This is a genomic window from Nocardiopsis halophila DSM 44494, from assembly GCF_000341245.1.
Lineage (GTDB): Bacteria > Actinomycetota > Actinomycetes > Streptosporangiales > Streptosporangiaceae > Nocardiopsis_A > Nocardiopsis_A halophila.
The window spans coordinates 1-11,724 of record NZ_ANAD01000165.1; the positions used below are offsets into that span (position 1 = coordinate 1).

Consider the following 11,724-nt stretch of genomic DNA (forward strand, 5'->3'; position numbering starts at 1 on the left):
CGCCCGCCCGGGTCCGGGCCGCCGCCAGGGCCGCGAGCGCGACCGCGCCCGGCCACAGCAGGGAGAACTGGCCCTGCACGGCCAGCGACCAGAAGTGCTGCACCGGACTGGCCTGGGACACCGCGCCCAGGTAGTCGACGGCGTTCGCGGCCAGCTTCCAGTTCTCGTAGTACAGCGCCGAGGCCGCCAGCTCCTCGATCACCTGCGTCCAGGAGGGCCGGGGCAGCAGCGGGACCGCCGCCGCGACCGCCAGCAGCACCACCCCGGCGGCGGGGGAGAGCCGCCGCACCAGCCGCGACCAGAACGCGGCGAAGGGCACCCGCCCCTCCCGCTCGACCGAGCGCAGCAGCGAGGCGGTGACGAAGAAGCCGCTCAGGAAGAGGAAGACGTCCACGCCCCCGGACACCCGGTCCGACCACACGTGGTAGACGGCGACGAGGAGTGCGGCCAGCCCGCGCAGGCCGTCCAGGTCGGTGCGCCGGTCGGCGGAGGGGGCGGGGGCATCGGTCATGGCGAGGAGGGGGAGGGGGCACGGGAGGGGCGCGGGGCGCCAGGGCCACCTTATGTCCCGCCGTCCTGCGGCCGCGGGGCAGGCCGTTCGTCCCCTTGCCTTCAAGTGCACTCGAAGTATTAGTTTCCTCGGTGAGCGGGCGGACACGGAACGCCCCCGTCGACGAGGAGGTCGAGCATGCCCATCGAGCTGAACCACACCATCGTCCTGGCCGCCGACAAGGAGCGCTCCGCGCGCTTCCTGACCGAGCTGTTCGACCTGCCGCCGGCCAAGCCCTTCGGCCCCTTCATGGCCGTGGAGGTCGCCAACGCCGTGACGCTCGACTACATGGACACCGGCGACCCGATCGTGCCCCAGCACTACGCCTTCCTCGTCGGAGAGGACGACTTCGACCGGATCTTCGGGCGCATCCGCGAGCGGGGCATGGACTACTGGGCCGACCCGGCGAAGGCGCGGCCCGGCGAGATCAACCGCAACGACGGCGGCCGCGGCGTCTACTTCGACGACCCCGACGGGCACCGGCTGGAGATCCTCACCCGGCCCTACGGCAGCGGCGGCTGACCGGCGGCGGGGCGCCCGGCCGTGCTCCTCAGCCCACGATCGGGCGCTCCTCGGGGTACTCGAACCGGCGGCCGCGCCGGCGCAGCGCCAGCGCGGTCGCCACGGTGATCGGCCCCAGCCGCCCGGTGAACATCAGCCCGACGATGATCACCTCGCCGGCGGGCGAGAGGTCGCCGGTGATCCCCGTGGACAGGCCCACCGTGGAGAAGGCCGAGATCACCTCGAACAGGATCTGGTCCAGGGTGAAGGGGGTGATCGCCATCAGCGCCATCGTGGCCGAGAAGACCAGGCCGATCGCGAGCAGGACCACGGTGATCGCCTGCTGGATCACCCCCTCGGTGATCCGCCGGTGCGCCACGTGCACGCTCGACTCGCCCCGCACGTTGGCGTAGACGACGAACGCCAGCAGGGCGAAGGTGGTCACCTTGATGCCGCCCGCCGTCCCCGCGCTCCCGCCGCCGACGAACATCAGCATGTCGGTCAGGAACAGCGTCTGGGTGTGCACCTCCCCGAAGGGCAGGGAGTTGAACCCGGCGGTGCGCGGCATCACCGCCTGGAAGAAGCCGGTGAGCACCTTGTCCCCCGCCGACAGCGGCCCCATGGTCGCCGGGTTGCGCCACTCCAGCAGCAGGAAGCCGGCCCACCCGACCACCAGCAGCACCGCCGTGGCCACCAGGGTGATCTTGGCGTGCAGCGTCCAGTGGTGGGGCTCGCGGCCCCGCCGGGCGTGCCGGTACAGCTCCACCCACACCGGGAACCCCAGGCCGCCGGCGATCACCGCCAGCGCGACCGGCACGCAGATCCACGGGTCGGTGGCGAAGGACTCCAGGCTGTCGGAGTACAGGGCGAACCCGGCGTTGTTGAACGCCGACACCGCGTGGAACAGCCCCAGCCACAGCCCGCGCAGCGGCGGCTCCCCGTGGCCCAGCACCATCCGCGCCGCCAGCACCGCGGTCAGCAGCGCCTCGAAGACCACCGTCACCTGGAGCACGCCCACCACCAGCCGGCGCACCTCGCCCAGGGTCAGGCTCTTGGCCTCCGCGCCCGCGCGCAGCTGCATGCGCAGCCGCACCCGCCGCGTCACCAGCAGGCCGAGCACGGTCGCCAGGGTCATCACGCCGAAGCCGCCGACCTGGATCAGCCCGAGGATCACCGTCTGCCCGAAGGCGGACCAGTAGGCCGGGGTGTCCGCCACGATCAGCCCGGTGACGCACACCGCCGAGGCGGCGGTGAACAGCGCGGTCAGCGGCGGGGCCGCGGCCGGACCCGCGGTGGCCGCGGGCAGGCTCAGCAGCGCCGTGCCGATCAGGACCACCGCGGCGAACCCGCCCACCAGCAGCTGGGGCGGTCGGAGGAGGGAGCGCATCCGGCCGAAGGAGGGCGGGGACAGCGTGCGCCGGGCCCGCCGGATTCGGGACCGCAGACTCGGCCTTCGCTCAGCGGGCGGCCACGCGCCGCCGGGCGCCGTACGTGGACTCACCGGGTTTCTCGGTTCCTTCGGATCGATCGCTTCACTGGACGGCGGGGGGCGCGGCGGCCGCCTCCGCGGCGGCCGCAGTGATCCTACGCCCGTCCCCGGACCCCCCTTCCGCGCAGGCCCGCTCCAGCGTGTCGTATTCCGGACATGCCCCACGGCCCCGCACGGCCGATAGCATCCGCAGACGGGGACGTCCGAGGACCGTCCGACCACAGGCGAGAGCAGCACGAACCGGCGAAGGCACATAAGGGGGCGCATCCATGCCGGGACGCTACGGCGGCGACCGAGGACACGGCGGCCGCGGAGGCGGACGCGGGGGCGGACGGGGCCGCCCGCCCGAGCCCGGGATCACCGGGGTGCGCGACGCCGCCCGGCTCGCCGAGGAGCTGCAGCGGATGGACGGCGCCTCCTACGGGCGCTACAAGTCCCTCGTCGGCGACTGGGACTTCGGCGACTTCACGCTCAGCGTGGAGAAGGTGCAGGCCGACCCGTTCGCCCCGCCGTCCCGCATCGCGGTGCGCGTCCCGGCCGAGGTCGCCGGCCTGCCCGAGCACGCCTGGGCCGACCCGGTGCGGCGCCGGGCCACCGCCGACTACCTGCTGCGGGTGGCGCACCGCGCGCTCAAGGGCGCCCGGCTGCGCATCGACGCCGGCGGCCAGCAGGTCCTGGACCGCGCCTCGGGGCGGATCCACGACGGCGAACTGCAGCTGCGCCTGGGCATCGAGATGCCCGGCCACGGGCGCCGCATCGACGGCCGGTCGGCGCGCACCGAGTTCTGCGAGCGCCTGCCGGAGATGGTGCAGGCGCTGCGCTGGCAGGCCCTGGACACCGCCGAGGCCACCGCCTTCGCCGACAGTGTGGAGGACTCGGCCGCCCTGCGTGCGGCCCTGGCCGACCGCGGGCTGGTGGCGTTCGTCGCCGACGGGTCGGTGCTGCCGCGCGCCAGCGGGGTCAGCGACCGGCCGATGGAGGGCGCCTTCGTCCCGTTCTCCTCTCCGCCGAGCATGCGGGTCGCCATCGGCCTGCCGCACGCGGGCGAGGTGAGCGGCCTGGGCATCCCCGAGGGCATCACGCTGATCGTCGGCGGCGGCTTCCACGGCAAGTCCACGCTCCTGCACGCCCTGGAGCGCGGCGTCTACGACCACGTCCCCGGCGACGGCCGCGAGCTGGTGGCCACCCGGGCCGACGCGGTCAAGATCCGCGCCGAGGAGGGGCGCCGGGTCGAGCGCACCGACGTGGGGGCGTTCGTGCGCAACCTGCCCACCGGTGCCGACACCTCCGACTTCCGCACCGACAACGCCTCGGGGTCCACCTCCCAGGCCGCCAACATCGCCGAGGCGCTGGAGGCCGGAGCGGGGGCGCTGCTGGTGGACGAGGACACCACCGCCACCAACCTGATGATCCGCGACTCCCGGATGCAGGAGCTGGTGCACGGCGACCGCGAACCGCTCACCCCCTTCGTCGACCTGGTGCGCCCGCTCCACCGGGACCAGGGGGTGTCCACCGTCCTGGTCATGGGCGGCAGCGGGGACTACTTCGACGTCGCCGACCAGGTCGTCATGCTGGACGGCTACCGCCCCTACGACGTGACCGAGCGGGCCCGGGCCCTGGCCTCGCCGCGCACCGACGCCGACTTCCCCGTCCCGGCGCGCCGCGTGGTCGACCCGCGCTCGGTGGACGCCACGGCGCGCGGGCGGATGCGCCTCAAGCGGCGCGACATGGACGTGCTGACGTTCGGCGAGAACGAGATCGACGTGCGCGGCCTCACCCAGCTGGTCGACCCCGGCCAGGTCATCGGCGTCGGGCTGGCGATGCGGGCGCTGACCGAGCGCGGCCTGCTCGACGGCGAGCGCACGGTGGCCGAGGCCCTGGACGCGCTGGACGAGCTGCTGGCCGGCGCCGACGCCGACGGCAGCGGCGCGGCCGCGGTGCTGGGCCGGGGCTACCTGGGCGACTTCGCCCTGCCCCGGCGCCTGGAGACCGCCGCGGCGCTGAACCGGCTGCGGTCGCTGCGCGTGCGCCGCTCGGGCTGACCCGAGCCGCCCGGGGCACACGGCGGTGTCGCCCGGGTCGTCTATCCTTGTGCGCGGACCCGGGCCCGGCCAGAGGGCTCCGGGCGGCCCCATCCTTCGGAACGGACTTCGGAACGGAGATCCCCACTGTTGCCCGACCCCGCAGACCTGTACGAGCTCCGCCCCGGCGCCGAGAGCGGCGGCGGTACGGCGATGCTCGTCGTGCTCGACGGCTACGTGGACGCCGGCGCGGTGGGCCGGCAGGCGGCCGAGGCGCTGTTCGCCGAGTCCAGCGCGGAGGAGGTCGCGGTGTTCGACCTGGACCGCCTGCTGGACTACCGCTCGCGGCGGCCGGTGATGACGTTCGTGGAGAACGCCTTCACCGACTACAACCCGCCCCGGCTGGCGCTGTACCGGCTGCACGACGCCGAGGGGACGCCCTTCCTGCTGCTGCACGGCCTGGAGCCGGACCACGAGTGGGAGGGGTTCGTCGCCGCGGTCCGCGGGCTGGTGGAGCGGCTGGGCGTGGACCTGACGGTGGGCGTGCAGGGGATCCCGATGGCGGTGCCGCACACCCGCCCGGTGACGGCCACGGCGCACGCCACCCGGCCCGAGCTGGTGACCGGGCACGAGCCCTGGCTGGGCCGGGTGCAGGTGCCCGCCGGCGCGGCGGCGCTGCTGGAGTACCGGCTGGGCGAGGCCGGGCTGGACGCCACCGGGTTCGCCGTGCACGTGCCGAGCTACCTGGCGCAGTCGGAGTACCCGCGGGCCGCCATCGCCGCGCTGGACTACGTCTCCGGGGCCACCGGGCTGGTGCTGCCGGTGACCCGGCTGGAGGAGTCCGCCCGGGAGACCGACGCCCAGATCGCCGAGCAGGTCGAGGAGTCCGACGAGGTGCAGGGTGTCGTGGGCGACCTGGAGCGCCAGTACGACGAGTTCATGTCGGCCCGCGAGGGCCTGGGCGCCCAGCGGCTGCTCGGCGGCGACGAGTCCGCGCTGCCCACCGCCGAAGAGCTCGGCGACGAACTGGAGCGCTACCTGGCCGACCGCGAACGCGGCGCGGAGGGGTAGCGGCCCGTCCTGCGGACCGTCCCGGGCGCGCACCGAGAACGAGGCCGCCCGCCGGGGCGGCGAGGGGGAGAAGACCGTGCTGTACCAGCTGCTGTTCCACGCCGTGCTCCGGCACACCGACGCCGAGTCGGTCCACCGGGCCGCCTCGGCCGGTCTGCGCGGGCTGGCCGCGGTGCCCGGGGCGGCCGCCGCCGCGCGCACCGTCCTGGGGCCGCGGGAGCCGGAGCTGACCGTCACCGCCTTCGGCCGCCGGTTCCCCGGGCCGCTGGGCCTGGCCGCCGGGTTCGACAAGGACGCCGAGCTCGTGGAGGGGCTCACCGGGGTGGGCTTCGGCTTCGTCGAGGTCGGCACGGTCACCGCTCAGGCGCAGCCGGGCAACCCCGCCCCGCGGCTGTTCCGCCTGGTCCCGGACCGGGCGATCGTCAACCGCATGGGGTTCAACAACCGCGGTGCGGCCGCGGCCGCCGAGCGCCTGCGGGCGCTGCGCGAGCGGCACACCGCCAGGGGGCGGCGCGGCCCGGTGGTGGGCGCCAACATCGGCAAGACCAAGGCGGTCCCCGAGGAGGAGGCCGCCGCCGACTACGCGGCGAGCGCGCGCGAGCTGGCGGGCCTTGCCGACTACATGGTGGTCAACGTCAGCTCGCCCAACACCCCGGGCCTGCGCGACCTCCAGGCGGCGGACCACCTGCGCCCCATCCTGGAGGCGGTGCGCACCGCCCTGGACGCCGAGGGCGCGGGCGCCGTGCCGCTGCTCGTCAAGATCGCCCCGGACCTGGCCGACGAGGACGTGGACGCCGTCGCCGACCTCGCCCTGGACCTGGGCCTGGACGGGATCATCGCCACCAACACGACCGTCTCCCGCGAGGGGCTGGCCACCGGCCCCGAGAAGGTGGAGGCGGCCGGCGCGGGCGGGCTGTCGGGGGCCCCGCTGAAGAGGCGGTCGCTGGAGGTGCTGCGCCGCCTGCGCGCCCGCGCCGGCGACCGGCTCGTGCTCATCGCGGCGGGCGGCGTGGAGACCCCCGAGGACGCCTGGGAGCGCATCCGCGCGGGCGCCACCCTGGTGCAGGGGTACACCGGCCTGATCTACGGCGGGCCGATGTGGCCGCGCCGCATCAACCGCGGCCTCGCCCGGCTGGTGCGCCGCGCCGGCCTGCCGTCGGTCGAAGAGGCCGTCGGCGCCGACGCCCCGCAGAGCGCGCCGGCGGCGACGGCCCGGTAGTCCCGTCCGCGCCGGTCCCGTCCGCGCCTCAGGGGGCGGGGAGGGGCACCGCGGTGTCGAGTTCGGCGCCGAGCAGGGGGCCGTCCAGGTGGCCGGCGCGGATGCGTACCCCGGTGACGCGCTCGGCCAGGGCCAGCACCGAGGCCGACGGGTCGTCCGGCCCGCCGCCGGACAGCCCCACCGAGGACATCTCCGCGGCCAGGGCGTCCGGCCGGGTGCCGCGGCGCAGGTGCGGCTCGCGGGCGTCGAAGAAGGTGCGCAGCACGCCGTCGGCGACCCACCGGAACTCATAGCGCCGGTCCAGCAGGACCCGGACCGACACCAGCTCGGTCTGGGCCGACAGCGCCCGGTAGCAGTCGGGGCGGGTCGCCCGGCAGCCGGTCGGCTCCACGACCACGGCCCACCCGTTGAGGGTCAGCGCGTGCGCCGTGGGGGGCGGGCCGTCCTCGCAGCACAGCCCCGCCTCGACGGCGTCGGCGATGGGCAGGGAGCGCAGCCGCTCCTGCGGCGCGCCCAGGCGCCGCAGGGACTCGGTCTTGGTCAGACCGCGAACGTAGGACAGGCAGAACGCCTCGGCCAGGTCGGGCTGGGTCTCCTCGAACCAGGCGTAGTCGGCTGCGCAGGCGCCCATCGACATCTCCCTTTCCCCTGTTCGGGTGGTGCCGTCACCGAACACCTCCCCTGTAGGGGAGGGCTCCATAGGTGTGACGAGGGGCGCATCGCGTCGAGTTCCCCTGCGGAACACCGGGTACCGGACCATTTCAGGCCTCCACCGCTGGGGTGCCGTGGGGCGCGCGGGGGCGCGCCGGGCGGATCTTCTTCACCACGGCGTCCGAGCATACGGCCCCGCCACGCGTGTCGTCGCACGTGGCCGGGGGTCGGGACCGTCGGGTGCGACACATTGCCGTATGGGCCGGGCGTCCGGGCCGCCCGCGGCCGCCCGGGCCCGGGCGTGGCGCGCACCGCGGCGGCGGCCGGAACCGGCCGTGCCGGGCAACGGCCCCTCTGAACTGCGGTGATGGTGAGCGGCGTTCGGGCGTGCACCGAGCCGCCCGCCCGATAACGTCTGCGCATCGACTCGGTCGCCCGCAGGACACCCCGGGTATCGGACGGTCCGTATCCGTCGCCGGGCGCGTACGGAAGGCCCCGAGCCCGTGTTCGGGGCCGGGGCCTGCGGCGGGGGAGAGGGGCCGGGTGGAGGAGGCTAGTCCTTCTCCTCCTTCTCCTCGCCCTTCTTCTCGTCCTCGTCCCCGTCGTCCTCGGGCTCGTCCGGGACTCCGTCGAGGTAGCTCTCGCCCGGCTCGGTCTCGCCCAGGAGCTGGGAGACCGTCACCATCGTGTAGCCCTTCTCGTTCAGCCCCTCCACGATCTCCGGCACCGCGTCGATGGTGGTGCCGTGGATGTCGTGCATGAGGATGATCGCGCCCGGCGCGGCCCCCTTCAGCGCGCGGTCGGCCACCACCGAGGAGTTCCGGTCCTTCCAGTCGTTGGTGTCGACGTTCCAGATGATCTCCGCCAGGCCCAGGTCCTCGGCGACCGAGGCGACCTTGCCGTCGGTGGCCCCGTACGGCGGGCGCATCAGCGTCGGCAGCATCCCGGTCTCCCTGCGCACCAGGCCGTTGACCTCGGACAGCTCGTCGCGCACCCGGCCCTCGCCCACCGAGGTCAGGTCCGGGTGGGTCACCGTGTGGTTGGCGATCTCGTGCCCCTCGGCGTACTCGCGGCGCACGGTGCGCGGGTGCTCGCGCACCGGCTCCCCGGTGACGAAGAAGGTGGCCTTGGCGTCGTGCTCGGCCAGCGTGTCCAGCAGCTCGGGGGTCCGCCCGCCCGGGCCGTCGTCGAAGGTCAGCGCGACGCACTTGCTGTCGGGGTCGGAGCAGTCCGCGCCGCCCGCGTCGGGGTCGAACCGCCCCGGGACCCCGCCCGCCGGGCCGCCGTCCTTGGGGGCCGCGGCCTCCTCCAGCTCCAGGCCCGGCGTGACCTGCGTGGCGGTCGTCCGCGCCTGCGCGCCGAAGTCCGACAGCAGCGGCTCGGCGTCCTCGCCGGGGACCACGGCGTGCACCCGCCCCTCGTCGGCCGGGGCCACCTGCCCCTCGTCGAACTCGACCACCAGGTCGCCGTCGGGGTTGAAGCCGACCGAGTCGTAGAGCTCGGCGATGGGGTAGAGCGCCTCCGGCTCGACCCCGTCCTCCTCCAGGCGGTCCTTGACCAGCCCGTCGAGCTCCTCCAGCTCCTTCTGGCCGGCCAGCAGCTCGGTGGAGTAGGCGGTGTGCCCCTCGGCGGTGTCGTACCAGTAGGTGGAGTAGCCGGTGCGCTCACCGTCGGAGTCCTTTTCGGACAGCTCCAGGCGCACCGCGAGCACGTCCGGTCCGGCGGCGCTCAGCGCGCCCCGCACGTCCAGCGACTCGGCGCCGGGCGCGGCCTCGCGGAAGTCCTCGGCCTCGTCCTCGGCGATGGCGTCCAGCCTCTCGGCGAACGGCTCGGCGCCGGGGACGGTCGGGTAGGCGATCTCGACGTCGACACCGCCCTCGTCCTCGGAGCGGCTCTCCTCACCGAGGCCTTCGACGGTGTCCGGGGCGACCGCGGTCAGGGCGTCGGGCTCGCCCTCGGGGCGCTGCGGGGCCTGCTCCTCCGATCCGCCGGTGTTCTCGCCCTCGCTGGGACTGCAGGCGCAGAGCAGCGTGGCGAGGGCGACCGGGACGGCGAGCACGGCACGTGCGGAGAACGGTCGGGGTTCGACACGGGAATGGCGGAGCAACGGCCTTCGACTTTCGCTTTATCGGAAGAAGCGGACACGACGGTTGGATCATCGCACCCGACGGCGCGCGGGGTTCCGGGTTTCGGTCACGGAAGGGGAAAACCTCGGGACGGATCGCCCAAGCGGGGTTCCGGGGGGCCGGTGGGGGAGGGGGAGGCGGACCCGGCCTCGGGGCCGGAAAGGGTGCGTGCCTATACTTCCACTCGCGGTCGGTACGTGCACGGCGAAACGCCGGGCGTGTCGAAAGAGGGAACCCGGTGCGAATCCGGGACTGCCCCGCAGCGGTGAGCGGGAACGAAAGCCGCCAGGAGCACTGGACGCGGCAGCGTCTGGGAAGCGGCGGCCGGTAGGCCGGCATCCTCCCCGGCAGGGAGGGGGCCACGCCCGTGAGTCCGAATACCTGCCGACCGCCCGTGGGCGCGGCCGCGCCCACGGTGGTCCGTGAGCCCCGAGGGAGGGCGGCGGTCGGCGGGACCGGTCCGCGCTGCGGGCGGCCCCGCCGCGCGCTCTGCCTCGACTCGCGGCCCAACGGCTGATCGACGAGGGAGAGACGAAGCCAGTGACGACGACCGTTCACGGATACCCGCGCATCGGACCGGACCGGGAACTCAAGCGCGCCTGCGAGGCGTACTGGGCCGGCCGGAGCAGCGCAGCCGAGCTGGACGCCGTCGGGGCGCGGCTGCGCCGCGCCGCCTGGGAGGCCTACTCCGAGGCCGGGATCGACGAGATGCCGTCCAACACCTTCTCCTACTACGACCACATGCTCGACACGGCCGTGCTGTTCGGCGCCGTGCCGACCCGTTTCGGGCGCCCCGAGGAGGCCGAGGACCGCGCCACGGAGCTGGACCGCTACTTCGCCATGGCGCGCGGTGTGCAGGAGACCGCGCCGCTGGAGATGACGAAGTGGTTCGACACCAACTACCACTACCTGGTCCCCGAGCTGTCCCCGCACACGGCCTTCCGGCTGGCCGGGGCCAAGCCGCTGTCGGAGTTCACCCAGGCCAAGGGGCTGGGATACCTCACCCGGCCGGTGGTCGTGGGCCCGGTGACCTTCCTGCTGCTGTCCAAGCCGGCCGCCGGCGCCCCCGAGGGGTGGAACCCGCTGGAGCTGCTCGACGGGCTGCTCCCGGCCTACGCCGAGCTGCTGCGCCGGCTGCGTGCGGCCGGGGCCGAGCACGTCCAGCTCGACGAGCCGGTCCTGGCCACCGACCGCGGCCGCGCCGCGGTGGGCGAGTTCGAGCGCGCCTACCGGGTCCTGGGCCAGGAGAAGGACCGCCCGCAGATCACCGTGGGCACCTACTTCGGCCCGATCGGCACCGAGGCCCTGGAGGCGTTCAAGCGCACCGGCGCCGAGCGGATCGCCCTGGACCTGGTGGCCGGGCCGGACACCGCCGAGGAGCTGGCGGCCGTCTCCGGGCTGGGCGACAAGACCCTGCTCGCCGGCGTGGTCGACGGGCGCAACGTCTGGCGCACCGACGTGCGTGCGGCGCTGTCCCGGCTGACCACCCTGCTGGGCCTGGCCCGCGAGGTGGTGGTCAACACCTCCTGCTCGCTGCTGCACGTCCCGGTCGACCTGGACGCCGAGACCGGCATGGACCCGGCGCTGCGGGCGCGGCTGGCCTTCGCCCGGCAGAAGCTGGACGAGACGGCGCTGCTGGGGCGCGCGCTGAGCGACCCCGACGGCGCCGCGGCCGACCTGGAGCGCGCCCGGGCCGACCTGCCCGAGCCGGAGGGCTTCCGCAACGCCCAGGTGCGGGCCCGCCTGCAGTCCCTGGGCACGGAGGGCGAGCAGCGCCTGCGCGAGGGCCGCTGGAACAGCGAGGGCGAGCCGCAGTACCTGCCCACCACCACCATCGGCTCGTTCCCGCAGACCGAGGAGATCCGCAAGGCGCGGGCCGAGCACCGCACCGGCGCCATCGGGGAGGAGGAGTACGAGGCCCGGATGCGGGGGGAGATCGACAAGGTCATCGCCCTGCAGGAGGACATCGGCCTGGACGTGCTCGTGCACGGCGAGCCCGAGCGCAACGACATGGTCCAGTACTTCGCCGAGCGCCTCGGCGGCTACACCACGACCGCCAAGGGCTGGGTGCAGTCCTACGGCTCCCCGCGCGGGGG

General features: G+C 74.7%; 8 protein-coding genes, 1 pseudogene and 1 riboswitch (1 of these 10 only partly in view). Of the genes and pseudogenes, 5 read left to right on the forward strand and 4 right to left on the reverse strand.

What is annotated here, in order from left to right; all coding sequences use genetic code 11:
- Positions 1–511: acyltransferase family protein (locus D450_RS30645; RefSeq protein ID WP_039820686.1), on the reverse strand; the 511-nt coding region annotated here is incomplete at its 3' end.
- 177 nt (positions 512–688) lie between these two features.
- On the opposite strand from D450_RS30645, the gene D450_RS0119425 reads away from it, so the two are divergent.
- Entirely contained in the window at positions 689–1,072 is a 384-nt protein-coding gene (locus D450_RS0119425; protein ID WP_017540323.1) for a VOC family protein, read from the forward strand.
- A gap of 28 nt (positions 1,073–1,100) precedes the next feature.
- On the opposite strand, the gene D450_RS0119430 is transcribed toward D450_RS0119425, so the two are convergent.
- Positions 1,101–2,405, reverse strand: coding sequence for a TrkH family potassium uptake protein (locus D450_RS0119430; RefSeq protein ID WP_017540324.1), 1,305 nt, complete (start codon positions 2,403–2,405; stop codon positions 1,101–1,103).
- A 404-nt stretch (positions 2,406–2,809) separates the two neighbouring features.
- Between D450_RS0119430 and D450_RS0119435 the strand changes: the two genes are divergently transcribed.
- From D450_RS0119435 to D450_RS0119445, 3 genes are all read left to right on the forward strand, one after another.
- Complete coding sequence (locus tag D450_RS0119435; protein WP_017540325.1) at positions 2,810–4,582, forward strand: ABC-ATPase domain-containing protein; 1,773 nt, start codon at positions 2,810–2,812, stop codon at positions 4,580–4,582.
- A 129-nt stretch (positions 4,583–4,711) separates the two neighbouring features.
- On the forward strand, positions 4,712–5,632 hold the full coding sequence (locus D450_RS0119440) for a proteasome assembly chaperone family protein (protein ID WP_017540326.1): 921 nt from the start codon (positions 4,712–4,714) through the stop codon (positions 5,630–5,632).
- Between the two features lie 76 nt (positions 5,633–5,708).
- Entirely contained in the window at positions 5,709–6,851 is a 1,143-nt protein-coding gene (locus D450_RS0119445) for a quinone-dependent dihydroorotate dehydrogenase (protein ID WP_017540327.1), read from the forward strand.
- 28 nt (positions 6,852–6,879) lie between these two features.
- Here the strand turns inward: D450_RS0119445 and D450_RS0119450 are convergent, their stop codons facing one another.
- Together D450_RS0119450 and D450_RS0119455 are read right to left on the reverse strand one after the other, a co-directional pair.
- The gene (locus D450_RS0119450; RefSeq protein WP_241483217.1) at positions 6,880–7,482 is read right to left on the reverse strand and encodes a DUF6461 domain-containing protein; all 603 of its coding nucleotides are present in this window, start codon (positions 7,480–7,482) and stop codon (positions 6,880–6,882) included.
- Positions 7,483–8,055: 573 nt separating this feature from the next.
- A complete protein-coding gene (locus D450_RS0119455; protein WP_017540329.1) occupies positions 8,056–9,561 on the reverse strand; it encodes a polysaccharide deacetylase family protein in 1,506 nt (501 codons plus the stop codon).
- A gap of 241 nt (positions 9,562–9,802) precedes the next feature.
- Positions 9,803–10,031, forward strand: a riboswitch (cobalamin riboswitch).
- Between the two features lie 137 nt (positions 10,032–10,168).
- Between D450_RS0119455 and metE the strand changes: the two are divergent.
- Positions 10,169–11,724, forward strand: a pseudogene (gene metE, locus D450_RS30650) (5-methyltetrahydropteroyltriglutamate--homocysteine S-methyltransferase) (its annotated part continues 584 nt past the right edge of the window); the annotation flags it as partial.